This is a genomic window from Pseudomonas sp. NPDC089406 (assembly GCF_044900265.1).
GTDB lineage: Bacteria > Pseudomonadota > Gammaproteobacteria > Pseudomonadales > Pseudomonadaceae > Aquipseudomonas > Aquipseudomonas fakonensis.
In genome coordinates this window covers 60,923-85,879 of sequence record NZ_JBJDNC010000012.1, presented here as the reverse complement: position 1 = coordinate 85,879, position 24,957 = coordinate 60,923, and the positions used below count along the sequence as shown (strand labels likewise).

Here is a 24,957-nt window from a genome sequence, read left to right as displayed (position 1 = left end):
GCAGATGCCCGCTGGAACGGGCGGATTGGAAAGGCCTCTGGGCACACATCGGGAAAGTTACACGCACTTCACCTCATCGCGTTCATCTTCAGTCATCAGCGTCGTCTATGCTGATCATTCACCCATGATGCTTGCGATTACACCGAGGACCCGACGTGCGGCTCTATGCGTTCATTACACAGCACATCGAGCTCATTCTCGAGGCTTTTGAGGATTTTGCTCGCACCGTCGAGACCCCTATGCCGGATCTTGATGCTGCAGGCCTGCGTAACCACGCTGAAGCCATGTTGCGAACCGTTGCACTGGACATGGCATCCTCACAGACAGCCCGCCAGCAGTTTGAGAAGTCTCGAGGCATGCAGGCAACGAGCTCGGTCGAAACAGCCGCTCAGGCCCATGCTGTTACCCGGCTGAGTGCCGGGTTCACGCTTGATCAAGTGGTCGCAGAGTATCGTGCGCTGCGCGCAAGTGTGCTGCGTCTTTGGTTTGCGCAGCAGAGGGCTGATGAACCCCATGCTATCGATGATATGGTTCGTTTCAACGAGGCCATTGATCAAGCCTTGAGCGAATCCATCACCTCGTACGGCATCGCGGTGGAGACAACACGGAAACTGGTACTAGGTGTACTTGGGCATGATCTACGAACGCCGATGACGGCAGCCCTTCTGGGCGCCGAGATGTTGAGCCGTGAAGGTCAGCTGAACGAGCGCGACCGAAAAATTGCAGACCAGATTGCGGCCAGTGTGACACGATCCAGGCAAATCGTGACTGATCTACTCGATCTCGCCAAAGCGAACCTGGGGACTGGCATACCCATCCAGAAAGAACCTGTCGACCTTTCCCAGGTGTGCCATACGCTTGTGGACGAGCTTCGCATTTCCCGCCCTGAGATCACAGTTGTCCTGAAGGGCGGCCAGCAAGCATTTGGCCAGTTTGACGTCACCCGGATGGGGCAGGTGTTTTCCACCTGATAGCCAATGCGTTTCACCACGGTGATCATGCCAGGCCCATCACCGTAACACTGACCCAACGCCCTGAGGCAGTCGAGTTCAGCGTACATAACTGGGGCAAACCCATTGCGCCGGATGTTGTGCCTCATCTATTCAACCCTCAGGCCAGGTACTCCCGATTGGCGTCGGAACATCACGAGGCATCCGGTGGGCTGGGTCTTGGCCTGTTCATCGTCGGCGAGATCGTGGCCCGGCATGGGGGGGCTATCGACGTGGCATCCAACTCGTCATCGGGCACCACCTTCCGCGTATCCCTGCCCCTGGCATGAGCTGGTCACGCCGTCGCTTCCAGTTGCGTATTTTTTCGCCAGCCTCGCAGGTTCATGGCACAGAGGCAGAATTGCAGGATGATCAATGCCCAGGCTTCAGCTTGCCAGCCCCAGACGGCCCACAACACGTTGCTTGCGATAAAACAACAGAAACCTGCCTTCCTCCGCCCCGGACGGCGCGAACCGATGCACCACGCTGCCAGCACAGTCATCAACATCGCAGGCCATTCAAGTAACCCAATCCAGTATTCCATGACACCTTCCGACTGATGATGGGGTATCTGAAGCCGATCACCTGCCACGCGCTGAGCGCTGGCAGGTGATCGCTTGACTACGCCGCTCGCTGCTCGCCCTTGAGCATCTTTTTCTGTATTTCCATGGCTTGCCCAAGCTCCTCGAGGGTGTCCTGGCTGAGCAGCTTCTTCGCGGTGGGGAACAGTTCGCCTTCCTCTTCCTCGATGTGATGCTCCAGCAACTCTTTCATGACCTTGACCCGCCCGGCGAATTCGACGGTGCCGGTTTCGGTATGCAGGAGGTCGGGCAGAACGAGGGCGTCGACAGTGCGGTGTTCTTCCTTGGCCTCGTAGTACATCTTCGCTTCTTCCTTGCCACCCGCTTGCTTGATGGCCGGGTAGAGTATTTCTTCCTCGAGCGCGGTGTGGATCTGCAACTCCTGCTCGATCCTGTGGAGTAACTCGGCCCGTTTCTTTACGGCACGCTCGGTAGTGGTCGACAGCTCTTCGAGCAGCTTCTTCACGAGCTTGTGGTCCTGGATCAGTAAGTCGATAGCGTTCATGGCGTTCCTCATCACGGATTGAATCAAGCACTTGCTCGAGGTTGAGTACACGCAGAAAGAAACGGTTCAATGATTAAGATGGCTGGCATCCCCTCAGGCGCGCCCGCTGCCCTCGTTACGCAGACCGCCTCTAGCCATCTCTGCGTCGTGAATGTGTGAGTGTGAAACCCACAAGGACTCCCAACGCCGCTGCACCGATCAGCAGCGGCGTTTTGTGTTTTGACTTCCTCCAGCCTCCGTCGATATCCCTCTTGCCATTCGGAGGCTCAAAGAGGTTTCCCGATGAGTCTTCGGCCTTGGGACTGCGATTTATCCAGGCGCCACTGTCAGGCGCTTCTCGTTCCGTACCCGATGCACCGGGGGCAACTGGGACAATGGTGTCGCTGGCCTCGATCCGTAAGAGCTCAAGGGAAGTGCCATCGACCAGGGTCAATGTCAGCCCTTCGACCGTGCCTGCCTCCCGGTTTGGAAAAACGGGTTCACCTGCGGCATCCAGGCTGTCATAGATGAAGCGTGTACCTTCAAGCCAGCCCACGGCGGTGAGAAGTTCAGGGCCGAGATAATACTTCCCGTCCTGGAAGAAGCCTGGAAACTGATGAGCGCGCTCCACGTTTTGCACGCGATAGCGTTCGCCGGATTTCATGCCTGTCGCTTGATCGATCATGTTGAAAACCCCTGTAAATGCAGCTGGCAGATGTCAGCCTTTGCTGTGCTCGTCGGAGGTGGGCCCTGTACCTCGCTTGATGCCGCGCGGGCCAGCAACGCCCCAGATTCCCAGGCCGACTACCGGCAGCGCGAGGATCAGCAGGGCCCAGGCCGCTTTGACTGCATCTGACTTGTCGCTTCTGAAGACGCTGACGATGGCCCACAGATCGATGAGCAAGAGGATTGCCGCCACGGCAATCCAGAAGTAGCTGGCAAGACCGTTCATGACTTCACCTCCTCTATACGTAGTCAGGGCCCAAGGTGCCGGGTGCAGCGCCTGGCACGAGGATGACCTTGCGGCAGTTGTCCTGCTTCTGATCGAACACCTTGTAGCCCATGGCTGCTTCTTCGAGGGCGAGGCGGTGAGTGACGATCAATTCCGGTTGTAGACGGCCTGCTTCGATGTGTTCCAGCAGTTCAGGCAGGTATTTCTGGACATGGGTCTGGCCCATCTTGAAGGTAAGGCCCTTATCGAACGCGTCGCCGAACATGAACCCGTGAATGAAGCCCGCGTACATGAACTCGTGGCCAAAGATATCACCCGCTTCGGGCTCTGGAATTTTGCCTCGGTCGAGGTGCAAATCGGAGCCGCAAATGGCGGTGGCAGTCACCTTGAGGATGATGTCGTCTTCTCGCTCGATGATGGGATCAGGGACGTTGTCGACCCTGACGTCGTTTGCTCCGTGGTAGGTCAGTGCTCTCATGCTCCTAGCTCCTGCATCACAAAAATCGTGGGGGTATGCAGGGGAAGCTTCCAGGCCATGCAAAGTTCAAAACAACAGCTTCAATGGCGATGCTTGAGAACGGGCAGACTGGTCCTGTCTGGGCCATCCACCGACCGGCGGCTACCGAGATTCCCCGATTTGCCAGCAACTTGCACTTGAGCTCACTAGGGTCATTGGCCCCCAAAATTCGGGTATGCAACTGCTCATGCAGTGCCGGGCTCTGCTGATCTGAGGCGAACCGATGGCTAATACGCCCCTGTGATTGAACGAGTCGCAGCATGGAAACGTCTTCAGGGAAGAAGTCCATTACTCTGTGTCGCGAGAGGGTGGGTGTTGATGGGTAATGATGATACGAGTGTGTGCATGCGGGACAAACGAAAATGCAGAATCAAATCCAGGGCAACGATAATCTGCCTTCGAAGCGGCAGGGTACTGCTTGTTCGGAAAAAAGGCGGCAAATGGAATTTCCCAGGTGGTTTGATTGAGCCTGGTGAGAGCCCTCATGCAGCTGCGGCAAGAGAGCTACGTGAGGAGACATCCATTGAAGGGCATGGCCTGCTTTCTTTGTGTTCAATCAGAGTGGGGTCAGTTGTGCATCACATCTTCACCACCCGATTCCACGAAAATGAGAAGCCCGTTGCCGACCATGAAATTGTCGCGTGTAAGTGGGTGCTTCGCGAAAAGCTTACCCCTGAATTGCTGAATTCCGCAGCTGCCGGGCTCTTGGCAACGCGGTTGCCTGCTCTGACCGCCTGACCAAGGCTGCAAAGTTGTACAGGAAAATAAGTTTGTATCGAAAATCAGACCGGCTGTCTGTTACCTGTATGACTACCGACTACGTCATTGAACTGCCTCCCAGCTTTGCTATGTTGAGGTTTCCGTATAAGACTAAAGTCGTAGGAGGGCGGCATGCGTGTTCGAGGTGATGTGTTTTGGGAATGGGCGGATCCAGTGCTTCATCATCGTACCCATGACGAGGAGCTCGATGACGGCACCACGATTGATGTGCAGGTCAGGCTCTCGCGCACCGGTCAGACGCAAATGTTCATCGGTGTGTATGCCGGCTGTGGAATGGCATTGCACGAAGAAGCGTTCAATTCTCGTCCAGGCGAGTCCATGACTCGAGCTCTGGCCTGGGGTGTTGATAGAGCCAGGCGCCTGGCCACGGATCAATGGCGCAAAGCGGTGCAGGTGGCCTAGGACAGGGTGTAATTCGAGGTTGATCGTTAGACACAGAGGCTGACGGCCAACTGTTCAAGGCGAACTGCTGCATCTGAATTACGGACGGTGAAGAAACCAGGGCTCTCCATCGCCCTGGTGGACTTAGCGGTTGTCTTCCGTCATCCCGCTGTCTTCGTCCTGAATAGCTTGCGACCCTTCGTCCATACCTTGCTCCCGGTCAGATTTGCTGCCAGAGGTATGCCCTCCTTGACCACCGTGTTGGGTTCCACCACCGGCACGCTGAGGATTATCTTCCTTAAGGTTACCGCCGCTGCCTTGCCCTGTTTGTTGATCCTCAGATTTCCCTCCGGGCATTTGACCGCCTTTCTGGCCGGTTTCCGAAGCCTTCTCACGGTCGTTTGCAAAACTACCAGGGTTGGTTTGCGCGGCGCCGCCTTGCTGACCCGCCTTGTCTTGATCGTTCGCCATGATCATGCACCTCGTGTGTTCACACAGAGAGCCTGTGTTTTCTTCCGATGCCCCGCGAGTACTGGAAGCTCCTTTTACTTTTGTACCTGCTGACAGGGTGCGCGAAAGGTCGTCAAGGGCAACCTATTGCGTGATAAAGAACCCTGCCATGGCTTAGCGGTTGTGGCGCGTCGACGATAGCCCAAAGCGGGTGGGCGACTCGGCCCCTGTCCGATTACAGCACTTTATCGAGCGTGATCGGAAACTCCCTTATACGCTTGCCTGTGGCATGGTAGACCGCGTTCGCCACCGCAGCGGCCACCCCGACAACGCCGATTTCGCCTACGCCCTTGGAGCCCAGTTCGTTGACAATGTCATCGTGCTCTTCAACGAAGATCACTTCGATATCCCCGCAGTCTGCATTGACCGGGATGTGGTACTCCGCCAGGTTGTGATTGATGATGCGGCCCAACCGGTGGTCGGTCAATGCGGCTTCGTGCAGCGCCATGCCCACCCCCCAGACCACGCCCCCCAGGATCTGGCTGCGTGCGGTTTTGGGGTTGATCACACGGCCTGCCGCCACAGCGCTGACCACCCGGGCTACCTTGATCGTGCCAAGGTCCTCGTCGACGTGAACTTCCACGAATACCGCCGAATGGGTGGCGGTGGAGAACGGTTGGCGCCTGGCGCCGGGCTCGGCGTCGATCTGCACTTCGAATTTACCGTTGGGGGCGCTCGCCACGATGTCCGCCAAAGCCCAGCGATGGTTGCCCGCGTGCAGGTAGCCCTCGGTGAAAACGATCTGCTGCCGGGGTGTGTTGGCCACCTGGGGGTATATGTTGCGCGCGTGTTCCAGTACCTGGGTGCGCAGGACATGGCAGGCTTGGCGCACGGCCGAGCCCACCGACGACACCGTGAACGATCCGCCCTGAAGCGGGGCGGTGGGCAGTGAGGAGTCACCCAGCATGAAGGTGACATCCTGCACTTTGACGCCAGCTGCGTCGGCGGCGATCTGAGTCATGACGGTATAGGTGCCGGTCCCGATATCGGTGGTGGCACTGCTGACGGTCAGGTGGCCCTGGGCATTGATGCGCGCCTTGGCACTGGCCTTCATCTGCATGGCTTCCCAGACGCCGCCGGCCATCCCCCAGCCGACCAGTTGGTTGCCATTGCACATGCTGCGCGGTTGGGGAGTGCGGTTATGCCAGCCAAAACGTTCGGCACCTTGCTGGTAGCACGCCAGCAGTTCCTTGCTGGAGTAGGGCTTGCCCTCGTTGGCATTGTTGGCGGCAAAATTGCGGCGGCGCAGCTCTACCGGGTCGATCTGCGCAGCACAGGCGAGCTCATCCATGGCGCACTCCAGCGCAATCATCCCGGACGCGGCCCCAGGCGCCCGCATGTCCAGCGGGGTGTACACATCAAGCGAGGCCAGGCGGTAACTGAGCGCAACGTTATCGCACTGGTACAGCATGCCGCTCCATTCGACCAGGTGTTCGGTGAAGTCCTCGAAGCGGGAGGTCTGGCCAAGCGCATCATGAGCGATCGCAAGCAAACGCCCGTTTGCGTCTGCACCCAGGCGCATGCATTGTTCGGTGCGGGGCCGGTAGCCAAAGGTGAACATCTGCTGGCGGGTCAGTGTGACGCGCACCGAGCGCTTCAGGTGCAACGCCGCCATCACTGCCAGCGGCAACTGGTACTGCGGGCGCAAGCCCGAGCCGAAGGCGCCGCCGACGAACGCCGCGCGCACACGAATGTTTGCCTTGGGCAGGCCGAACACCTTGTGCAGGTAGTCCTGGCAGTTCTGCGTGCCTTGGGTCTTGTCGTGGATTTCCAGAGTGCCGTCGGCCTTGTAGTGCACGGTCGATGCATGGGGCTCCATCGGGTTGTGGTACTCGTTGGCCGTCAGGTACGTGGCATCCACCTGCACCGGCGCTTCGGCAAACTGCCCGGCGAAGTCGCCACGCGGCGCCGGTGTTTCGGCGGGGGCGGCATGCGATTTTTGGCATGCGCCCAGGTCTGTCTGGTGAGCCTCCTCGGCATAGTCGATTTTGATCAGCGAGCCTGCATAGCGGGCCAGTTCCAGGGTTTCGGCGATCACTAATGCCAACGGTTGCCCGCTGTACAGCACTCGATCATTGAACAAGGGCCGAAAAGGCGCCCCCTCGGCAGAGTCGGCATCGCTGTAGTCGTCGTCATAACTGGAGACAGGCGGACGATGGCCATGGTCGAGCACGGCGATTACCCCGGGCACGCGCATGGCCTGCGTGCTGTCGATGCCGAGAACCCGACCGCGGGCGATGGTACTGGACACGACGCTGCCGTGCAGCAGGCCCGTCTGGGGGTATTCGCCCGCATAGCGGGCCTGCCCGGTGACCTTCGCCACACCGTCCACGCGGTCCAGGGGCGTGCCGACTACGGGTGTGCTTGTGATCATGGCCGTGCCCCCCCGTTAGCGGCGCCGCGCGCCGCGTCATCCAATGCCCGCACGATTGCTCGCTGGGCGAGCGTTACCTTGAAACCGTTGTGGCTCAGGGGTTGTGCGCCTTGCAGCAACGTTTGCGCGGCGCGGTTGAAGAGCGCTTCAGAAGGCACCTGGCCGGCCAGCAGGCGCTCCACAGCCGGGTCCCGCCAGGGTTTGTGGGCAACGCCGCCCAGCGCCAGGCGCGCCTGCTGGATCACGTCGCCATCGAAGTTCAAGGCTGCAGCGACTGACACCAGCGCGAACGCGTAGGAAGCGCGGTCGCGTATTTTCAGGTAACGGTAATGGCGTTCGAACACCGGGGGCGGCAGCTCGATGCCTGTCACCAGCTCATCGAATGCCAGTTGATTGTCGCGCTCGGGGGTGTCACCGGGCAGGCAATGGAAATCCGCGAAGGGTATCTGCCGTTCGCCGGACCGCCCCTGTACGTGCACTACGGCTTCGAGCGCTGCCAATGCCACGCACATGTCCGAGGGATGGGTCGCGACACAGGCATCGCTGGCACCCAGAATGGCATGGATGCGGTTCATGCCTGCACGCGCAGGGCATCCGCTGCCCGGTTCGCGCTTGTTGCAGGGGGTGCCGGTGTCGTAGAAGTAGTAGCAGCGGGTACGTTGCAGCAAGTTGCCACCGGTGCTGGCCATGTTCCTCAACTGCGGCGATGCCCCCGCCAGGATCGCGTCTGACAACAGTGGATAATGCTGCTCGATCAACGGGTGCCAGGCCAGGTCGTCATTGCTCACCCGCGCACCGATGAATACGCCGCCGCCAGGGGTAACGTGAATGCCGTTCAGCCCAAGGCCGGAGATGTCGATCAGGCGCTCGGGGCGCACCACGTTTTCCTTCATCAGGTCGACCAGGTTGGTACCCCCGGCGATGAAGTGCGAACAGGCGTCAGCCAGGTTCACCGCTTCGCTGACTGAGGCGGGCTTGTGGTAGCTGAAGGGCGTCATGGGTGCTGCCCTCGTGGTGGTTGGGCGCTGTCCGTCATCAACGGCAGGGCTTCTTCTACCGCAGCGACGATGTTGCCGTAGGCGCCGCAGCGGCAAAGATTGCCGCTCATGTGCTCGCGAATGGCCTCGCGGGTGTCGGCACGTCCCTCGTGAACCAGCCCGACCGCAGAGCAGATTTGCCCCGGGGTGCAGTAACCGCACTGGAACGCATCGTGGGTAATGAAGGCGCGCTGCATGGGGTGCAGGACGTCGCCACTGGCCAGCCCTTCGATGGTCACCAGGTCGGCCCCGTCGCACATGATGGCCAAGGTCAGGCAGGCATTGACGCGCTTGCCGTCGCGCAGCACCGTGCAGGCGCCGCACTGGCCGTGGTCGCAGCCTTTCTTGGTGCCGACCAGGTCCAATTGCTCACGCAGCAGGTCAAGCAAGGTGACCCAAGGATGCACCTGCAGTGTTCGGGGCTGACCATTGAGGGTCAGACGGATGGGGTGCTTTGCAGCCCCGTTTGAAGCGATCGCGGTCATGGTAGGTCCTCACGGTCAGGGTTCGCGCAGTCTGCTGCGTCTCTGTTGTGCGACCGGGCCGGCAGATCAAACGTTCAGCCGGCTCGCCGGGGTGCCGATCACTTCTTGCCAGGCAGCACCGAGCCGAGCACCTGCTTGGCTGTCTGCACGATGATGCCCGCCTGGTCGGGGTCGCCCTTTAGCAAGGTACTGGCAAATTTCTTCGCCTGCTCCAGCTTGATGTGGGGTGGCAGGGGTGGCACGTTCGGGTCGGTCTTGAACTCGATCAGTACTGGCCGATCAGCAGCCAGCGCGCGCTCCCATGCAGCGGCAACGTCCTCTTCGCGATCTACGTAGATACCTTGCAGGCCAATGGAAATGGCGAAAAGATGGTAGGGCACGTCGGGGATCGACTGCGAAGCTTCGAACTTGGGGTCGCCCTCCATCACCCGCTGCTCCCAGGTCACCTGGTTGAGGTCCTCATTGTTGAACACGGCACAGATCCATTGCGGGTTGTCCCACTGCTGCCAGTATTTGGCCACGGTGATCAGTTCGGCGAGGTTGTTCATTTGCATCGCCCCATCGCCCACCAACGCAACTACAGCCCGTTGCGGATGGGCGAATTTGGCTGCAATCGCATAGGGCACTGCGGCGCCCATGCAAGCCAGGCCGCCGGACAGCGAACACTGCATACCCTGGCGAATCTGCAGGTCGCGCGCAAACCAGTTGGCACAGGAGCCGGAGTCGCTGGTGATGATGGCGTGGTCGGGCAGGCGAGGGGACAGTTCATGGACCACGCGTTGCGGGTTGATCGGGTCCGCCTTGACCAAGGCGCGCTTGGCCACGGTCTTGTCCCACTGCGTACGCCAGGTTTCCACCTTGTCGCGCCAGCGCCGGTCGGTCTTGTGCTCAATCAATGGCAACAGTGCGCGCAATGTTTCGCTGGCGTCGCCGACCAGGTTGACCTCCATCGGGTAGCGCAGGCTGAGCATGTCGGGTTGCAGGTCGATCTGCACGCCTCGCGCCCGGCCTTCCTTGGGCAAAAATTCGGAATAGGGAAAGCCGGAGCCGATCATCAGCAAGGTGTCGCATTCGGTCATCAGCTGATAACTGGGTTCGGTGCCGAGGAGGCCGATCGACCCGGTGACCCATGGGAGGTCGTCCGGCACCACAGCCTTGCCCAGCAGCGCTTTGGCCACCCCGGCGCCGAGTTTTTCGGCAATTGCAATGACCTGCTCTGTCGCCTGGTGCGCCGGCACCCACCAGTATCGCCACCTTGTGCCCGGCATTGAGCACCTCGGCGGCGCGCTGCAGGTCTTCGTCGAACGGCAACACCCTGGGCTTGCTGTAGCCGATGCCGGAATGCACCGTACCGTGGGCCCTCGGCGGTTCGTCATAGGGCAGGTCCTGCAGGTCGTTGGGCAGGATGATGGCGGTGACGCGGCGTTCGCCGACAGCCGTACGCACTGCACGGTCAAGCAGGTGGCGCACCTGCTCCGGTGTCGATGCCTGCTGAACGAACGCACCGGCCACGTCCTTGAACATCGACAGCAGGTCCAGCTCTTGCTGGTAATGCCCGCCCAACGCCGCCCGGGCCTGTTGACCGACGATGGCCAGCACCGGCTGGTGGTCCATGCGTGCATCGTACAGGCCGGTGAGCAGGTGCGAGGCGCCCGGGCCGGATGTGGCCATGCACACACCGAGCTCACCGGTGAACTTGGCATGGGCGCTGGCCATGAAGGCGGCCATTTCCTCATGGCGGGCCTGAATGAATTCAATCTTGCCGTTGGCCCGGCTCAGCGCGCCGAACACGCCATTGATGCCGTCGCCGGGGTAACCGAAGATGCGCCGTACGCCCCATTGATACAAACGCTCCACCAGAAAGTCGCCTACCGTGCCGGTCATTGCCTGCTCCCGTTCAGTTATCGATAGGCGTCTGGACTTGGCACGTGCCGGGAAAGTTTCAACGGTATGCGCAGCGGTCTGGCAGCTGGAGCCTGGTAAAAGCCGACAGGCTCGAAGGTGAACCGATAACCCACAAAAATGCTGTGGGCCTTGCACCGCGCCAAAAGTTTCCCGTCAACCCAGTTTATGCAGGGCTTCTACCAATTGAGCCTTGTTCATGGTGGAACGCCCTTTGAGATCTTTGCTGCGCGCCTCCTTCATCAGGCTTTCCTTGCTTTGCGATTCCAGCGACGCGCGCGAGGTGCGTGAATGCCCCTGACGAGACTCGGCGGCGCGCTTGGCTGAATCCGTGCGCGCGGTCTTCTTCTCACGCGACGGCGTCTTGCTGCCCGAGCCTCCCGGCTTTTCACCGCCACCGGATTGTTTGTTCACGGTGGCCCAGGCGCGCGCTTCGGCTTCGTCCTTGCCCTCGCCCTTGTCCTCGTACGATTGCTCAATGTGCTCGGCCTTGCGTTTCTGCTTGTCCGTATATTTGTCCTTGTCACCGCGTGGCATGGCATTGACTCCTGAGTGAGTTGCTTGATCAATGGTGAAACCGGAACGCCGGGCCATGGACGGGAGATCCACGGCCATTCGGCCATTCCACCTAGCTGCCCGATCCTGCGCCTGATCCACCACCGGTTGAGCCATCGCTACCACTCCCCGGACCTGCACCGCTACCGTTCCCTCCATTACCGCCGGAGCCCGTTTCAGTATCGGTACCGTCACCTCCCGTGTTGTCCGTTCCATTGTCATGGGTACCGCCATTACTCGTGCCCATGCCATCGGCTGGTGTTCCTGAGCCTGTCGCACCGCCTTGGCCGTTCATGTGCCCATTGCTGTGCGGTTGCGTGCCCGGGGCGCGTTGATCGTTCAGGTCGGTGGCGGCCAGGGCAAGTGGCGCCGTGCAACCCAGGCACATTGCGAGTAGCAGCGCGTATGTTTTTTCTGCGTTCATGGTGAAACTCCGTTTCTGGTTGTTCACCCAGTGTTCGGCCTGCCGTATACCGAAGGGTGCCCTCAGCGCGACGGAAGGTGCAAAACGGATGGACAAATGCCACTTGTCTGGCCGCGGGCACCCGTGAGCCACGCCCGCTTCTCACGTTTAGGTGCAGATACCATCTGCCTCTGAACGGAGAAAGGACATGGACATTGATGCAAACGAAGATGAACCATCCCTCGGTCCCGGGACCAAAGCGGTTGAGGTACCACTGCCGCCAGATGATGAGTCACCCATCGAAGAACAGATGGACGACGTGGATGCAAACAACTCAGTATCCAGTGAGCATCCAGATCCTGGCGGTGCGAACAGTGGATTGGGTATGCCCCGGGATGCTCAACTGAACGAAGGGGCTCAGATACCTGACGACCCGCCCAAACCTGATGGTCCGGGTTCCAGTCCCGGCCTTGGCAATGACAAGGAAAACCAGCGCTCCCCTGGAGTACCGGCTAGCGACCCTGAATCAGGGGTATGATAACTGCTCTCTCATCATCCCTATCAGCGCTTCGTTTTCCAGCGGTTTGCTGAGCAGGAAACCTTGCACTTCATGGCATTGGTCATCGCTAAGGAGGGCCAGTTGCTCAGCGGTCTCGACACCTTCGGCAGTTACCGTCATACCCATTGCGTTGCCAAGATTGATGATGGCCTGGACCACGCTACGGTCACTGCCGCTCTTGCCCAGATGCTGGACGAAGCGCTTGTCGATCTTGATGCTGTCGAACGGGTAGGTACGTAGGTAACCCAGAGAGGAGTAACCGGCCCCGAAGTCGTCCATGTTCAGGCGCACGCCTAGCTCCTTCAGTGCCTGCATGGTATGCAGAGCGCCTTCAACGTCGTTGAGCATGACGTTTTCAGTAATTTCCAGTTCCAGGCGATGGGCCGGCAGGCCGGTGGTGCGCAATGCGTCTCCGACGTCGCGAACGACATCGCTGCGGCTGAACTGGGCCGGCGACATGTTTACCGACACCATCACTGCCTGCGGCCAGCCGCGGGCTTTATCGCAGGCTTCCTGCAACACCCAGTTGCCAAGCAACACGATCAGGTCTGACTCTTCGGCCAGCGGGATGAACCGATCCGGGCGCAGCAGACCCAGGCGTGGGTGTTGCCACCTCACGAGGGCCTCAGCCGAGGCGAGCGAGACCCCGTCGACCTTGAAGCGCGGCTGGAAATGCAGCACAAGCTCGCCACGTGGTATGCCGTCGCGTAGTTCGCTTTCCTGCACACGCTTGTCCATCAATGCTGCATTCAGTTGCGCCGAAAAAAAGCGCCAGGTGTTTTTGCCCGCCTGCTTGGCGCTGTAAAGGGCCACGTCAGCGTAGCGGATCAAATCGGTTGGCGTACCGGGATACTCGGCCGACATCACGACACCAAGACTCACACCCACTTGAACACTATGCCCCTCGACTTGCATGGGTCGCCTGATTGCTTCGATCAAGCGGATGCAGAATCGGTCCATGTCCTTGTGATCCCCTGGCCGTGTCACTACGACGATGAACTCGTCGCCTCCCAGGCGGGCGACAAGGTCACTCTCGCGAGTAACCTGACTTAGGCGGCCGGCCACCTCGAGCAACACCGCATCGCCGGCCGGATGCCCCAGGCTGTCGTTGATCGGCTTGAAATTATCAAGATCCAGTATCAGCAGTGCTACCTGGAGGGGGCCAGTGCCGGTAATGGTTTGTTCGAGGAACCGGAACAGCTTGTTGCGATTCGGCAGCCCGGTAAGGGCGTCGTGCAAGGAGAGGTGCTGAATGTGGGCATGTGCGGCTACTTCGTCGGTGATGTCGCTGCAAGTGCCACGAAATCCGGTACAGACGCTCTGATCCACGATTGCGCGGGAAGCGATTGTGCAAATACGCTGTTGGCCAAGATGATCCTGGTACTGGCAGCTTAGGGTACCGGAAGAGCCTGTCGCAGCCAGACTATGAAGCCAGGTCTGGAGATGGCTGGTATCACACGACAGCAGCTCGGTAATCGGGCGCTGTCGCCATACGTCGACAGGATGCCCGGTCAGTTCGCTAAACCGGTCCGACAGGTAGGTTAGTCTCAGGAGCACATCGGTTTCCCAGATCCAGTCCGACGCGGCTTCGGCCACGGCCTTGAAGCGTTCTTCACTCGATTGCAGGGCAGCTCTGGAGATCTCAAGCGCACGGTGGCTACGATCGATCCTGGTGCTGGCCCGCATCGCATAGCGTGCAAACAAGGCAATGGTCAGCGCAATCAGGAGCACAGCGATAGCGAGGGGCGTGATGACTGTCTTGATCAATTGGGAACCAGGCTGCGGTAAATCCCAGGTAAGGGCGCGACCGATGCCTTCGAGTGCAAGAGCACCGCGCCCTTTACGCTGCTCGGTCGAATCGCTTACAGCCACGCCGGACAACCCCGCCGACTTGCCCAGTTCCCACAGCAGCTTAGGCGAAAGAACACGAATGAATACCATCACCGCCGTAGGTTCCGGCAGGTGGTGGGGTTGGGCCTGTGGACGTATCAGTGCAGCGCTGTACAACGATGGCAGGCCACGAAACATGATGTATCCCGAAGTCGCCTGGTCATGCTGCGCGGCTTGGCGAGCAAGGTGCAAGATCTTGCCAGTACTGTCGGTTAGCTGCTCAAGCCCCCGCTCGCTGAGCTGACCTTCCAGCATGGCGTACCGGGTACCGTCATCATCGAGCACGTATACCCCCTCGTACCCATCGGAGGTGAAGAGCGTGGCTCCTACATTATCCTCGATGTATGCCCAATGCGCGTCGACCTGTCTCCCCAGGTGATCGTAGGCGGCCTGCCAATCGGCGTGGGTCAGCAGAAACGTCCTGTCGTTCCTCTGCAGTTGGTTGATGGCCGAATCAGCATGGAAACGGCTTTGCTCCATTTGTTGAACATCGAGCGCCTCGGCGAGGCGGTAGAGGGAAAACAGCCCCAGCAACAGGGCTAACAACAAGATCAGGGAGAACACCAGGATGAGTTGCCCCACCACATGACTACGGGTCGACATTTCATTGTCAGCAAGCACGTCCATTGGTTCACCGTCGCGGTCGAGGTCTCCAAGGGTTGACCGGGGAGCCGGCTTGGAGGTCAATGGCGCTGACGACCGGTGGTGGGCGAAAGGCGTGGTTGATCGACCGACACTGGCAGCATTGCTTGGCACATCCACTGGTTTCATGCCCGCCACAGGTGAACTGCCAGGCCGGCCAGGGCGCAAGCGAACAGCACTTCGATCACGCCCCGCTTGAAGCGGAACAAAGCAATCGCAGCTGCAGCCGCAATAGCCGCGCATGGCCAGTCAAGCGCTCCACCAAAGCCTTTCGGCCAGAGCACGTGGTAGCCGAAGAACAGGGCGAGGTTCAGGATCACGCCCACTACTGCGGCCGTGATCCCTGTCAGCGGTGCGGTAAATTTGATCGCGTTGTGGGTCGACTCTACCAATGGCCCACCGATGAGAATGAACAAGAAAGACGGCAAAAAGGTGAACCAGGTGACGAGGCTCGCCGCGACGGCGCCAGCAAGGAATGGGTGTTCGCTCCCGAACATCGGATTGACGTAGCCACCGACGAAGCCGACGAAGGCGACCACCATGATCAGTGGCCCCGGTGTGGTTTCTCCCAAGGCGAGACCATCGATCATCTGGGTGGGTGTCAGCCACCCGTAGTGCCCTACAGCGCCTTGGTAGACATAGGGCAATACCGCATATGCACCGCCAAAAGTCATCAGTGCGGCCTTCGTGAAGAACCAGCCCATCTGCGTCAGGGTGCCGTCCCAGCCAAACGACAGTGACAGAAGTCCCAGGGGCAGGACCCAGAGCCCAGCACCTATCAGCAGCAGGCATACCAGATGCCTCAAGCTGAAACGGGCATGTTCGGGTGTTGGGGTATCGTCATCGATCAGGGCAGGGCCATAGCTGTTCTTCGCGCCCCCATGACCGCCACCGATCACGAATTTGCCTGGGGCGAAGCGACCACCCACGTAGCCGATGATGGCAGCCACCAGCACGATCAGCGGGAACGGCACGTTGAGGGCGAAGATCGCCACGAACGAGGCGCCGGCCATGGCCCACAGCCAAGCATTCTTCAGGGCTCGCGAGCCAATCCGGTGGGCTGCGTGGAGGACAATCGCCGTCACCGCCGGCTTGATGCCATAGAAAATCCCTGCGACTACCGGTACTTCGCCAAAAGCGACGTAGACCCACGACAAACCGATCAGGATGAACAGCGAAGGTAGCACGAACAACGCGCCGGCAATTACCCCGCCCCATGTGCGGTGCATCAGCCAGCCGATGTAAGTGGCCAGCTGCTGAGCTTCAGGGCCAGGCAGCAACATGCAGTAGTTCAGCGCGTGCAGAAACCGCTTCTCGCTGATCCACCGCCGGCGCTCAACCAGCTCCTGGTGCATGATCGAGATCTGCCCGGCGGGCCCGCCAAAACTGATGAAGCCCAATTTGAGCCAGAACAGGAAGGCTTCATAGAGGCTAATCGGCTGCAGAGTCGCTTGCGATGGCGGCTGCTTGCTCACTGCAGAGGTGGTCTCAGCCATTTGGGGTTTCCTCAATCGCGAAAGCCGTCAGCAGGCCATCAAAGATGCCTCCGGCGACCATTGTCAGTTGATCGTCATCGCCAATGCTCTCTCTCAGACCGGCGAGGACACGCTCGATACCGGGTGCTTCGGAAGGTTGGTATCCCCCAACATCCAGGTAGTGGATAACACCTGCCAGGCGTGCCAAGCCTGGCTGCTGAACGGCAAAGCTCTCAATGAGGGTTTCGAAGGAAACACGGTGGCCGACGTGGCTGAACATGGCCCCATCAAAATCGAAGCCGAGCGCATCGCTTGGGCAGTCACCTGGACTGTCCAGCCAAATGAATCGGGCGTCGGGATCGATGAAGCGACGGATCAGCCAGGCACATGCCAACTGGTCTACCCATGGGCGCTTTCGCGTTGCCCATCGGCGACCTTGGTATTCGCTGCGTTCCAGCTGGCTGATGGCCTCATCGTGTGCCCTCGGCTCATCGGGGGACAGTGCACGGCTAATCGAGGTCTCAAGCGCCTGCAGGGCCAAATCGGCTTGTGCCTTGAGCACGCCTGGGAAGAAGTCGATCGCCGCCAACTGGCCGAAAGCCTTCCTGAGCTTGCGCACCTGCCGGGCTATCTGCAGTGCATTATCCGGGGACAGGTCAGCCCGCCAGCCTGCAATTTCCTCCAGCAGCTTTTCGTACTCATCGCTTCTGTCGAATAGCCCGCTGAAACGCTCCTCGCGCTCAGACAGCGACAGCAGAAATGCCGTGCCGTTGATGGCCAGCACATCTCGCTGCACGGCTTGAAACGCTTCACGGCCCACGCTTTTTTCAGGCAGCAGGTATACGCCATCCCGTAAAACTGCCGCACCAGAGGCCTTCAGGGTTCTCCAAGCGCGCATTCGCTCGGTAGCGTTCGCCGTGGGCAAACCAAGGATCAAAAGCGACCAATCAAGCATGTAGAGATCTCAACATAAAATGTTTATCTATTTACATTATGCAAGACCCACAGAAAAGCAATCCAACACAGGCGGAAGTGGCGTTGGTCAATATCTTCATGAATGCGCGTGACGCGCTCATCGGCCGCAAGCGCCCGCACGTGTTCATTGCTTGCGCGCAGGGTGAGGCAAGTTCTCGATGGCCCGACCGGCGTGGGGTGAGGTTGCGAGGCTGTCCTGCCTCTGGGCTTGACAGTCTAAGCGTGTTTGCAACGCCTGTAGCAACGTTGATTAGCGCCACTGATCCGGCTCAAGACGTGACGCATTGAACACTCAAACCTGAGTGAACGCCTGAACAGGGTATGGCAACTTTTCTGTCGCCCCTCACTTTCAGGGAGTTCAACATGAAAGCAATCGTGTACAACGGCCCACGTGACGTAGCGGTCAAGGATGTGCCGGACGCAAAAATCGAAAAGCCTACGGATGTGCTGGTACGCATCACGACGACCAACATCTGCGGTTCTGATTTGCACATGTACGAAGGCCGCACCTCATTTGAAGCCGGGAGAGTGTTTGGCCACGAAAATCTCGGTGAGGTCATCGAGGTTGGGGCAGGGGTCGACCGGGTCAAGGTCGGTGATCGGGTCTGCCTACCTTTCAATATCGGCTGTGGGTTCTGTGAGAACTGTGAAAAAGGCCTCACTGGGTTTTGCCTTACAGCGAACCCTGGTGCTGCGGGCGCCGCTTACGGTTTTGCCGACATGGGCCCTTATCAGGGCGGGCAGGCTGAGATGCTGCGTGTGCCTTATGCGGACTTCAACTGCTTGATACTGCCGGAGGACGCCCAGGAGCGTGAAGACGACTACGTCATGCTCTCGGATATTTTTCCCACCGGTTGGCATGCAACAGAACTGGCCGGCCTGCTTCCGGGTGAGAGCATTGCGATTTACGGCGCGGGGCCTGTCGGCCTGATGGCGGCCCATTCGGCAATCATCAAAGGCGCGTCTCAGGTGTTCGTCATCGACAACCAACCGGATCGGCTGCAACTTGCCGCGCAGCTGGGGGCAACCCCAATCAATGCAGTCGAGCAAAAAGCAGTCGAAGAGATCATGAACCTTACCCACGGCAAAGGCACCGACCGGGGCTGTGAGTGCGTGGGCTACCAGTGCTGCGACAAGCATGGCCATGAAGCGAACTACCTCACCATGAACAACCTGGTCGCTTCCACCAAGGCTACCGGTGGCATTGGCGTAGTAGGCGTGTTCGTGCCTGAAGACCCTGGTGCGAAGAACGACTTGGCGAAAGAGGGCAAGATGGCCTTCGATTTCGGTGCGTTCTGGTTCAAGGGCCAGCAGATCCGCACAGGTCAGGCGAACGTGAAGGCCTACAACCGTCGTCTTGCAGAGCTCATCCAGCATGGGCGTGCCAAGCCTTCCCAGATTATCTCTCATCGTTTGAAGCTTGCTGAAGGCCCAGATGCCTACAAGCACTTCGATGCGCGGGATGATGGCTGGACGAAAGTGGTGCTCAAGCCTGCGGCGTGATCCGCTCTCACTGCTTCCAAGGACGGAAGTTTGGTGAGAAGGGCAACCTGCATGTATTAGAAGCAACCCTCACCGGCTTGTCAGTGCGTTATCACCCGGCAATTTCCAGTTGTGTGTTCTTCCGCCATCCTCGCAGATTCATGGCGCAAGCGAGACGGTTCAACGCAGATGATGTCTGGCGTCATCGTTCAGGATGGCAGCCCCCGATAGCCATTGCAGCCTTGAGGGCTGCCAGGTGAGTCAGGCCCTGCGGAAGGTTGCCCAGATATTGCCCAGTCTGCGCATCGATCATCTCCGAGTAGATGCCTACCCCGTGTGATAGCCCTTTCAAAGCATCTGCATAGGCGGCTACGGCGCGATCCTGGTTACCCAGAATGGCCCAGGCTTCGATCAACCAGAATGTGCAGGCCAGGAAGCAACCTTCCTCTTCCTCTGCATCGGTGTAGCGATAATGGAAAGCTCCGGCCCTAAGATCATGATCAATGGCTTCCAGTGTGCTGCCCATACGTTCTTTACTGGGGTAACCGAACCTGACAGCCAGTGCCAGTGAAGCGTCAAGTCGGTCGCTGTCTGGATAGAACAGGTACGCCTGGCGTTCTTCGCTCCAGCAGTGCGCCTCGATCCATGCCTGGATGCGCTGCCGCTCGCGATCCCAGCGTTCCCGGCAGGTGGTGGGAAGGTGGCCACCATCTGCCAGTTCGATGGCCCGGCTCAAGGCTTGCCAGCAACTGATCTTGGACATCGTGTAGTGCTGCTTTTCCGGTAACTCCCAGATACCGGCGTCCTGCTGACGCCAACAGTCGGCGCATTGGTCGGCAAGGTCTGAGAGGAGCATTGCGCTCGGAGAATCAAGAATGTTGCCGCTGTCGATGAAGCAGCGCGCTGTTTCGAAGATATCGCCGAAGACGCCGTGTTGGAGTTGGTCGCGGGCATCATTGCCGACGACTGGCGGGGAGTTCTTGTAGCCAGGCAGATCGACGGGGCGCACGCAATCACCGATAGCACCGTCCAGGGTATAAAACACCCGTGGCCCATGTTCATCCAACCGGCGCAGTAGCCAAGTGAACGCAGCTTTGGCTTCCGGCTGCGCGCCGATACCCAGAAACGCTTCGATGGTGTAGCCGGCATCGCGTATCCAGGCGAAGCGGTAATCGTAGTTCTTGCTGCCGCCAATCCGTTCGGGAAGGGATGAGGTCGCTGCCGCCATGATCGACCCACTTGGAGAGGACAGCAGAAGCTTGAGGGCCAGCGTATTGCGGACTACTTGGGTCTGGTACGGGCCGTCATAGACCAACCCCTTCGACCATTGGCACCACTCCCGATGCGAGCCGTCGATGCGTTCATCGATCAGGGCCAATGGGGGTACCACCAAGGGCTCATCTCGTCCTGCGATGATTGCGACCACTGAGCGTTGTCCTGCTGCAAGGCTAAGGACAGCACGGACGCCCATGTCGTCTTTGCGTTCGATGTGCACATGATGGTCGTGCAGGAACATGCCGAGTATTCGGCCCGCATGAAAAACGCAGGCATTGTCATTCGGCGCCACGTAGGGGCTTACCGTGTCGGCCTGGGTTCCGAAGTCGATAGCTATCACGAAATCGACTTTACCCTCGATACCTTCGATGCGTCTGGCAAGTTCGGCCCAAGGCAGGCGTCCAGCAGGGCCACTGTTCAAGGATTCCGTCAGCCGGGCACGACCCTGACGGGTAATGAAAATTGTCTCAAGGACGTTGCTGTCTGCCAGGTAGCGGCGCTCAGCAACGAATGGCTCGCTAGGGGTGATGGCAAAGAAGCCTCCAGTCTGAGGGGCCAGCAACTTGTCGAACAGGGGGGGTGAATCCATGTGCGGCACACACCACCAGTCGATGGAACCGTCCAGTCCAATCAGTGCCACGGAACGTCCATCCCCGAGCGCACCATACTGCTCCAGGGGCAACCATCCACCCTCATCTCGCTGAGGTTTGCCCTGTTGGACTTCTGCCGGTTCTCTTTCCATCGGTATGCCTACCAGATCATGTGTTCTGCTTCCGACATGGCTACCTGGCGTCTGGTTCGTCTGAATTGAGTACTGAGCAATCGGGGGCAATTCGGGATGAGCGAGGAGCGGCCCCGTGCCTTACTCGGCAGGAATGATCGAAATCTTTCCGTTGCGTTCGACGATAGCGAACTTCACCTGCTCAATCCTCTCGATGCCTTGGCTGTCCCGCGCTGATTCAAGGATATCGTCCTCCGTGAGGCGTGCCCGACGCATGCGGTGATGCAGAAAGCGCCCATTCTCGACAACCAAGGTAGCGTGCCCATCCAGAAACCTGGCCAAGGGCCTGGAGTTCAGCTTCGCGAGTGAAAGGCCGACGTCCAGAACGATCAGCGTGGCAATCACCAGCATGGCATTGGTGAATGAAAAATCGTCACCCAGAAGCGCCTGCTGGGTGGCTTCCCCGATGATCAGCAACAACACGAAGTCGAAGGTCGTCAAATCGGCCAGCGAGCGCCGCCCGGCCACGCGAAACAGCAGCATGAGGGCGACGTACATTCCGGCTGCGCGGAGGATCGAGTCCATGACGCACTCCTAGGGGTAAAGGAATGTGGAGAAGTGAACGGCGCTTTCAGGGCCAGCCTTGACGCTGCACTCCAGAGTCCCCACGTGCTCACTTCGTAGGGTCAGGTACAGGGTGGCGACCCCATCGTGCTTGGTACCCAGCTGGAACAGCATGGCCTGGCCATGCGACATCGAACGTTGCGGCTCCGGTTGTAACGTCTCGATGCTGGCGTCACGGAGCAATGATCCCTCGAGTTGCAGCTCCACCGGCTGACCAGGAATACCCTGAACGGTGATGAAAAGGCTGTCTGTCGTGCCGCTTCGGCTGAGGCGTTGATACTCAACCCGTACCCGGCCATCCTGGCTGACCACCTCGGCATCGCTCAACGGGCCATTACCGAACAGGCCTGCCAAGGCAAGCAGTACGATGGCCACAAGCACATACCATCCCACGCGCTCGAAGCGCCAGACACGCTGCTGCATCGGCATGTCTTCTTGAACAGGATGACGCCTGGATAGCAGTTCATCTTCCGACATGATCACAGCCCTCAGGCGCGCTCGCCGCGTAACCAGCGCTGGTGATAGTGGGAAAGCCGGGTCAACCCGAACAGCGCGCCTTGGCGCATGACCTCAGACCGCTCGCCGAAGAAACGTTGAGTGCGCGTGAAAACGGCAACGGGGTCGCCGGCAAAAGCCCACGCAAAGCACATCGTCCCCGGTGGTATCCCGGACTCGGGCGCCGGCCCGGCTACCCCGGTGGTGGCGATCACCACATTGGCATCGCTGTCTCGCAAGGCGCCCAAGGCCATTTCCCGGGCTACTGCTTCGCTGGTCAGGCCGTATCGCTCGATGGTTTCGGCGCTGACCCCCAGCAGGCGTTTCTTGGCGCTGGGCGAGTAGACGACATAGCCGCTTTCCAGCACCTCTCCGGTACCCGGTATCGCCGCCAACAACGCCACAAGGCAGCCTGCAGTGCATGATTCTGCTGTGCTCAGAACCAGTTTGTTGTTTTTGAGATAGCCGAGGGTGGCCAGTACAGGGTCGTTTTCCATTCCAGCGTCGACTCGCTTGTTTTGCGGTGGACGCGATCCTGGTGTGTTTGGTTCATCTCATCTACTGCCCGGCTATCTCGAGAAGTGAACCTGACATGAACTTTGCCCGTGCTTTGGCTTCCCTTGTTCAAAGGCAAAGGACAGGAGCGCAAGATGAAGAAACAGAGCAACAGGCAAGAGGACGCCGCGCAGACGAGGCCGCCCGGCGAAGAGGAGCGAGATAACGATGCCCATCGTCCGGATGGGTCCACCGGCACATCCCATGACTCGACAGCGCAAAAAACGGCCCGTGATCACGATCAGCACAAACGCTGAAACTGCCACGCTAAAGGGGGTGAGGCTCGCCAGCACGGCGAGCCTCTTTTGGCTAGAGGATCGGTTTGCCACCCGTCACTGCGTAACGTGAGCCACTGATGTAACTGGCCTCGTCGGAGCCCAGCAGCACGTAGATCGGCGCGACCTCCACCGGTTGACCGGGGCGCCCCATCGGGTAGCTGGAACCAAAGTTCTTGACGGCCTCGTCCGGCATGGTGGCCGGAATCAAAGGCGTCCAGATAGGGCCTGGCGCGACGCTGTTGACCCGAATACCTTTCTTGCCTAGCAGCTGAGCAAGGCCCGCAGTGAAGTTGGCAATGGCCCCCTTGGTCGTGGCATAGGCAAGCAGGCTGGGGGATGGATCGTCGGAATTGACCGAGCTCGTGTTGATGATCGAACTGCCCTTGGGCATGGAAGGCAGTGCCGCCTGGCAAATACGGAAGATGGCGGTGATGTTGGTATCGAAGGTCTTGACCCATTCGTCATCGTCAATTTCCTCCAGGGTCTCGTGGGACATCTGGAACGCCGCGTTGTTGACCAGGATGTCGATACGCCCGAACTGGCTGACGGTCTTTTCAACGATGTCGTAGCAGTGCTGTTTATGCGCCAGGTCTCCGGGCAACAGAAGGCATTGACGGCCTGCGGCCTCGACGCAGCGTGCGGTTTCTTGCGCGTCGTCATGCTCATTCAGATAAGCGATGGCGACGTCGGCTCCTTCACGGGCGTAGGCAATCGCTACTGCCCGCCCGATGCCGCTGTCGGCTCCGGTGATGAGTGCAATCTTGCCTTCGAGTCGATTGTGGCCGGTATACGACTGCTCACCACAATCCGGGTAGGGCTCCATCTTGCGCTGTGAGCCGGGGACATTTTGTGGCTGTGAAGGGAAGGGCGGGGTAGGGAAGTCTCGCATGGTAAAAGCTCCTGCAGTTGAGAACGTTCATACCGGTTCGAAAGGCCTGGCCTGCGTGTGTTGGTTTCAATCTGCGGTTGGTACGACGAGCGGTGCGGGCTATCAATTCAATTGAATTCCATGCCCCATCGCCTGTTCTACCGAATTCAGCTCCAGGCTCATCCCGTAGCTCGGAGCCCTACTCCCGGAGCAGCGAGTGCCTCGAATCATTACCCCTACGACCCCTGAGCACGAGATCAGCGAACACAATGCCAGGATGTTTGGCTCTCCCAAGGAGCGTCTGGATTTTTACCGGCGGGAAATCCAGTACGAAACCAGCATCCTCGCCAACCGCACGGACGCCTACCTGGCGGCGCAGTCATTCCTGGTCATCGCCTTCGTCTCCTCCATGGGCAACCTCAATCAAGGATGGGGCGAGATGTTCACCCTGATCGTACCGGCGTTCCTTGCCTTGCTCGGGGTATTGAGCTCGCTCAACGCCTGGCCTGGCATCCGCGCGGCGTACAACATCATCGATCACTGGCAGCTCAAACAAAGTCATTTGCTGCGCAGCGAGCCATTGATGGGACTGGCTTACGACGAATCGCCGCTGTTCTGCGAGGCGGAAACCTCGCGTGCCGGGCATCGAAAGTCATTGCTGTTCTCGCTACGGACGCCGTGGATCTTTCTGGTGTTCTGGGTGCTATTGGGTAGCTACTCGGTATACATCCAGCTGGCCTGAACACGTTTGCGTGAAAACATGGAGGTAACGTTTTGAAGACTGAGGGATTACTGACCGAGCTCCTCAATGCCCGTGGGCCGTGGCGGGCAGGACGAATAGCCCCGGCGCGCCGTCTATACGCAGTGGCTTACCACCTGCCATTTCGATGGAATTATTTGTTCCCTGGTTTGCTCAATAACGCATGACCAGGGAGGGAATTCTGGTGGTCGGTGCTACCTAAGGGGCCTGAGACCTGCATTCCATCAACGTGCTGGAGGTGTTGCCATGCAGCCTAAAACCGAAGGCTCTGAAGAGAAAGGCCCAAGCGACGTACCCTTCATCAACGATCCGGAAAAGCCCACGTCGCCGCCACTGAATGACGCTGATGCCACGGATGCAGCGGAGGCTGAAGAAGACATTCAGGACGATGGCCAATCCCTTTAGAGA

Annotated in this window: 26 protein-coding genes and 2 pseudogenes; 9 read left to right on the top strand and 19 right to left on the bottom strand. The window is 59.4% G+C overall.

Translation table 11 applies throughout. The features are described from left to right. Positions 1-155 precede the first annotated feature (155 nt). Positions 156-971, top strand: a complete 816-nt coding sequence (locus tag ACI2KK_RS11105; RefSeq protein WP_404668951.1) for a sensor histidine kinase — start codon at positions 156-158, stop codon at positions 969-971. Then, positions 968-1,279, top strand: a complete 312-nt coding sequence (locus ACI2KK_RS11100) for a sensor histidine kinase (protein ID WP_404668977.1) — start codon at positions 968-970, stop codon at positions 1,277-1,279. The genes ACI2KK_RS11105 and ACI2KK_RS11100 overlap by 4 nt, the downstream gene beginning before the upstream one ends. A 5-nt stretch (positions 1,280-1,284) precedes the next feature. On the opposite strand, the gene ACI2KK_RS11095 is transcribed toward ACI2KK_RS11100, so the two are convergent. The 5 genes and pseudogenes from ACI2KK_RS11095 to ACI2KK_RS11075 form a co-directional block, all read right to left on the bottom strand. Continuing rightward, entirely contained in the window at positions 1,285-1,533 is a 249-nt protein-coding gene (locus ACI2KK_RS11095) for a hypothetical protein (protein WP_080641017.1), read from the bottom strand. A 77-nt stretch (positions 1,534-1,610) separates the two neighbouring features. Then, positions 1,611-2,075: a hemerythrin domain-containing protein gene (locus ACI2KK_RS11090; protein WP_404668950.1), complete on the bottom strand. Its 465-nt coding sequence runs from the start codon at positions 2,073-2,075 to the stop codon at positions 1,611-1,613. 316 nt (positions 2,076-2,391) lie between these two features. Beyond that, positions 2,392-2,739: pseudogene (locus ACI2KK_RS11085) on the bottom strand (short-chain dehydrogenase); the annotation flags it as partial. Between the two features lie 33 nt (positions 2,740-2,772). Then, a complete protein-coding gene (locus ACI2KK_RS11080; RefSeq protein WP_016486342.1) occupies positions 2,773-3,006 on the bottom strand; it encodes a PLDc N-terminal domain-containing protein in 234 nt (77 codons plus the stop codon). Between the two features lie 13 nt (positions 3,007-3,019). Then, positions 3,020-3,484, bottom strand: coding sequence for an alcohol dehydrogenase catalytic domain-containing protein (locus tag ACI2KK_RS11075; RefSeq protein ID WP_016486343.1), 465 nt, complete (start codon positions 3,482-3,484; stop codon positions 3,020-3,022). A 357-nt stretch (positions 3,485-3,841) separates the two neighbouring features. Between ACI2KK_RS11075 and ACI2KK_RS11070 the strand changes: the two genes are divergently transcribed. Further along, positions 3,842-4,261, top strand: a complete 420-nt coding sequence (locus ACI2KK_RS11070) for an NUDIX domain-containing protein (RefSeq protein ID WP_223817393.1) — start codon at positions 3,842-3,844, stop codon at positions 4,259-4,261. Positions 4,262-4,414: 153 nt separating this feature from the next. After that, positions 4,415-4,705, top strand: coding sequence for a hypothetical protein (locus ACI2KK_RS11065; RefSeq protein ID WP_016486344.1), 291 nt, complete (start codon positions 4,415-4,417; stop codon positions 4,703-4,705). 123 nt (positions 4,706-4,828) lie between these two features. Here ACI2KK_RS11065 and ACI2KK_RS11060 read toward each other — a convergent pair whose 3' ends face one another. The 6 genes and pseudogenes from ACI2KK_RS11060 to ACI2KK_RS11035 all read right to left on the bottom strand — a co-directional run bounded on the left by ACI2KK_RS11060 (position 4,829) and on the right by ACI2KK_RS11035 (position 11,529). Beyond that, a complete protein-coding gene (locus ACI2KK_RS11060) occupies positions 4,829-5,155 on the bottom strand; it encodes a KGG domain-containing protein (RefSeq protein ID WP_024717780.1) in 327 nt (108 codons plus the stop codon). A gap of 214 nt (positions 5,156-5,369) precedes the next feature. Continuing rightward, the gene (locus tag ACI2KK_RS11055) at positions 5,370-7,568 is read right to left on the bottom strand and encodes a xanthine dehydrogenase family protein molybdopterin-binding subunit (protein WP_210015125.1); all 2,199 of its coding nucleotides are present in this window, start codon (positions 7,566-7,568) and stop codon (positions 5,370-5,372) included. Continuing rightward, a complete protein-coding gene (locus ACI2KK_RS11050) occupies positions 7,565-8,566 on the bottom strand; it encodes an FAD binding domain-containing protein (RefSeq protein ID WP_404668949.1) in 1,002 nt (333 codons plus the stop codon). The genes ACI2KK_RS11055 and ACI2KK_RS11050 overlap by 4 nt, the downstream gene beginning before the upstream one ends. Continuing rightward, complete coding sequence (locus tag ACI2KK_RS11045) at positions 8,563-9,090, bottom strand: (2Fe-2S)-binding protein (RefSeq protein ID WP_016486348.1); 528 nt, start codon at positions 9,088-9,090, stop codon at positions 8,563-8,565. Before ACI2KK_RS11045 ends, ACI2KK_RS11050 begins: the two co-directional genes overlap by 4 nt. A gap of 98 nt (positions 9,091-9,188) precedes the next feature. Next, positions 9,189-10,974: pseudogene (locus tag ACI2KK_RS11040) on the bottom strand (thiamine pyrophosphate-requiring protein). Positions 10,975-11,148: 174 nt separating this feature from the next. After that, entirely contained in the window at positions 11,149-11,529 is a 381-nt protein-coding gene (locus tag ACI2KK_RS11035; protein WP_404668976.1) for a termination factor Rho, read from the bottom strand. Between the two features lie 629 nt (positions 11,530-12,158). Here ACI2KK_RS11035 and ACI2KK_RS11030 point away from each other — a divergent pair. Continuing rightward, positions 12,159-12,488 carry a hypothetical protein gene (locus tag ACI2KK_RS11030; RefSeq protein ID WP_080641019.1) on the top strand — a complete coding sequence of 110 codons (330 nt, stop codon included), beginning with the start codon at positions 12,159-12,161 and terminating at the stop codon, positions 12,486-12,488. On the opposite strand, the gene ACI2KK_RS11025 is transcribed toward ACI2KK_RS11030, so the two are convergent. From ACI2KK_RS11025 to ACI2KK_RS11015, 3 genes are all read right to left on the bottom strand, one after another. After that, positions 12,477-15,026 (bottom strand): EAL domain-containing protein, encoded by a 2,550-nt coding sequence (locus ACI2KK_RS11025; RefSeq protein ID WP_404668948.1) that lies wholly within the window; start codon positions 15,024-15,026, stop codon positions 12,477-12,479. The two genes, ACI2KK_RS11030 and ACI2KK_RS11025, sit on opposite strands and share 12 nt — an antisense overlap. 140 nt (positions 15,027-15,166) lie before the next feature. Beyond that, on the bottom strand, positions 15,167-16,537 hold the full coding sequence (chrA, locus tag ACI2KK_RS11020) for a chromate efflux transporter (RefSeq protein WP_016486352.1): 1,371 nt from the start codon (positions 16,535-16,537) through the stop codon (positions 15,167-15,169). Continuing rightward, a complete protein-coding gene (locus tag ACI2KK_RS11015) occupies positions 16,530-17,471 on the bottom strand; it encodes a chromate resistance protein ChrB domain-containing protein (protein WP_332729522.1) in 942 nt (313 codons plus the stop codon). The genes chrA and ACI2KK_RS11015 overlap by 8 nt, the downstream gene beginning before the upstream one ends. A gap of 383 nt (positions 17,472-17,854) precedes the next feature. Between ACI2KK_RS11015 and ACI2KK_RS11010 the strand changes: the two genes are divergently transcribed. Next, entirely contained in the window at positions 17,855-18,994 is a 1,140-nt protein-coding gene (locus tag ACI2KK_RS11010) for a glutathione-independent formaldehyde dehydrogenase (RefSeq protein ID WP_404668947.1), read from the top strand. A 181-nt stretch (positions 18,995-19,175) separates the two neighbouring features. On the opposite strand, the gene ACI2KK_RS11005 is transcribed toward ACI2KK_RS11010, so the two are convergent. From ACI2KK_RS11005 to ACI2KK_RS10990, 4 genes are all read right to left on the bottom strand, one after another. Further along, the gene (locus ACI2KK_RS11005; RefSeq protein WP_024717778.1) at positions 19,176-20,930 is read right to left on the bottom strand and encodes a glycoside hydrolase family 15 protein; all 1,755 of its coding nucleotides are present in this window, start codon (positions 20,928-20,930) and stop codon (positions 19,176-19,178) included. 180 nt (positions 20,931-21,110) lie between these two features. Continuing rightward, the gene (locus ACI2KK_RS11000) at positions 21,111-21,554 is read right to left on the bottom strand and encodes a DUF421 domain-containing protein (RefSeq protein WP_054888264.1); all 444 of its coding nucleotides are present in this window, start codon (positions 21,552-21,554) and stop codon (positions 21,111-21,113) included. Between the two features lie 9 nt (positions 21,555-21,563). Next, positions 21,564-22,070: a hypothetical protein gene (locus ACI2KK_RS10995; protein ID WP_024717777.1), complete on the bottom strand. Its 507-nt coding sequence runs from the start codon at positions 22,068-22,070 to the stop codon at positions 21,564-21,566. A gap of 11 nt (positions 22,071-22,081) precedes the next feature. Next, positions 22,082-22,585, bottom strand: coding sequence for a CinA family protein (locus tag ACI2KK_RS10990; protein ID WP_054888265.1), 504 nt, complete (start codon positions 22,583-22,585; stop codon positions 22,082-22,084). Between the two features lie 153 nt (positions 22,586-22,738). On the opposite strand from ACI2KK_RS10990, the gene ACI2KK_RS10985 reads away from it, so the two are divergent. Continuing rightward, the gene (locus ACI2KK_RS10985; RefSeq protein WP_016486359.1) at positions 22,739-22,900 is read left to right on the top strand and encodes a hypothetical protein; all 162 of its coding nucleotides are present in this window, start codon (positions 22,739-22,741) and stop codon (positions 22,898-22,900) included. Between the two features lie 52 nt (positions 22,901-22,952). Here ACI2KK_RS10985 and ACI2KK_RS10980 read toward each other — a convergent pair whose 3' ends face one another. Continuing rightward, positions 22,953-23,810, bottom strand: coding sequence for a glucose 1-dehydrogenase (locus tag ACI2KK_RS10980; RefSeq protein ID WP_016486360.1), 858 nt, complete (start codon positions 23,808-23,810; stop codon positions 22,953-22,955). A gap of 196 nt (positions 23,811-24,006) precedes the next feature. On the opposite strand from ACI2KK_RS10980, the gene ACI2KK_RS10975 reads away from it, so the two are divergent. Next, on the top strand, positions 24,007-24,531 hold the full coding sequence (locus ACI2KK_RS10975) for a hypothetical protein (RefSeq protein WP_016486361.1): 525 nt from the start codon (positions 24,007-24,009) through the stop codon (positions 24,529-24,531). Between the two features lie 264 nt (positions 24,532-24,795). Then, positions 24,796-24,954, top strand: a complete 159-nt coding sequence (locus ACI2KK_RS10970; protein WP_016486362.1) for a hypothetical protein — start codon at positions 24,796-24,798, stop codon at positions 24,952-24,954. Positions 24,955-24,957: the final 3 nt, after the last annotated feature.

Coding starts and splice junctions, on each gene's coding strand:
- ACI2KK_RS11095 (WP_080641017.1), bottom strand. CDS start 1,533: ATGGAATACTGGATTGGGTTACTTGAATGGCCTGCGATGTTGATGACT.
- ACI2KK_RS11000 (WP_054888264.1), bottom strand. CDS start 21,554: ATGGACTCGATCCTCCGCGCAGCCGGAATGTACGTCGCCCTCATGCTG.
- ACI2KK_RS10995 (WP_024717777.1), bottom strand. CDS start 22,070: ATGTCGGAAGATGAACTGCTATCCAGGCGTCATCCTGTTCAAGAAGAC.
- ACI2KK_RS11030 (WP_080641019.1), top strand. CDS start 12,159: ATGGACATTGATGCAAACGAAGATGAACCATCCCTCGGTCCCGGGACC.
- ACI2KK_RS10970 (WP_016486362.1), top strand. CDS start 24,796: ATGCAGCCTAAAACCGAAGGCTCTGAAGAGAAAGGCCCAAGCGACGTA.
- ACI2KK_RS11015 (WP_332729522.1), bottom strand. CDS start 17,471: ATGCTTGATTGGTCGCTTTTGATCCTTGGTTTGCCCACGGCGAACGCT.
- ACI2KK_RS11055 (WP_210015125.1), bottom strand. CDS start 7,568: ATGATCACAAGCACACCCGTAGTCGGCACGCCCCTGGACCGCGTGGAC.
- ACI2KK_RS11090 (WP_404668950.1), bottom strand. CDS start 2,075: ATGAACGCTATCGACTTACTGATCCAGGACCACAAGCTCGTGAAGAAG.
- ACI2KK_RS11025 (WP_404668948.1), bottom strand. CDS start 15,026: ATGGACGTGCTTGCTGACAATGAAATGTCGACCCGTAGTCATGTGGTG.
- ACI2KK_RS11035 (WP_404668976.1), bottom strand. CDS start 11,529: ATGCCACGCGGTGACAAGGACAAATATACGGACAAGCAGAAACGCAAG.
- chrA (WP_016486352.1), bottom strand. CDS start 16,537: ATGGCTGAGACCACCTCTGCAGTGAGCAAGCAGCCGCCATCGCAAGCG.
- ACI2KK_RS11045 (WP_016486348.1), bottom strand. CDS start 9,090: ATGACCGCGATCGCTTCAAACGGGGCTGCAAAGCACCCCATCCGTCTG.
- ACI2KK_RS10980 (WP_016486360.1), bottom strand. CDS start 23,810: ATGCGAGACTTCCCTACCCCGCCCTTCCCTTCACAGCCACAAAATGTC.
- ACI2KK_RS10990 (WP_054888265.1), bottom strand. CDS start 22,585: ATGGAAAACGACCCTGTACTGGCCACCCTCGGCTATCTCAAAAACAAC.
- ACI2KK_RS11010 (WP_404668947.1), top strand. CDS start 17,855: ATGAAAGCAATCGTGTACAACGGCCCACGTGACGTAGCGGTCAAGGAT.
- ACI2KK_RS11060 (WP_024717780.1), bottom strand. CDS start 5,155: ATGGCGAACGATCAAGACAAGGCGGGTCAGCAAGGCGGCGCCGCGCAA.
- ACI2KK_RS10985 (WP_016486359.1), top strand. CDS start 22,739: ATGAAGAAACAGAGCAACAGGCAAGAGGACGCCGCGCAGACGAGGCCG.
- ACI2KK_RS11075 (WP_016486343.1), bottom strand. CDS start 3,484: ATGAGAGCACTGACCTACCACGGAGCAAACGACGTCAGGGTCGACAAC.
- ACI2KK_RS11065 (WP_016486344.1), top strand. CDS start 4,415: ATGCGTGTTCGAGGTGATGTGTTTTGGGAATGGGCGGATCCAGTGCTT.
- ACI2KK_RS11070 (WP_223817393.1), top strand. CDS start 3,842: ATGGGTAATGATGATACGAGTGTGTGCATGCGGGACAAACGAAAATGC.
- ACI2KK_RS11050 (WP_404668949.1), bottom strand. CDS start 8,566: ATGACGCCCTTCAGCTACCACAAGCCCGCCTCAGTCAGCGAAGCGGTG.
- ACI2KK_RS11080 (WP_016486342.1), bottom strand. CDS start 3,006: ATGAACGGTCTTGCCAGCTACTTCTGGATTGCCGTGGCGGCAATCCTC.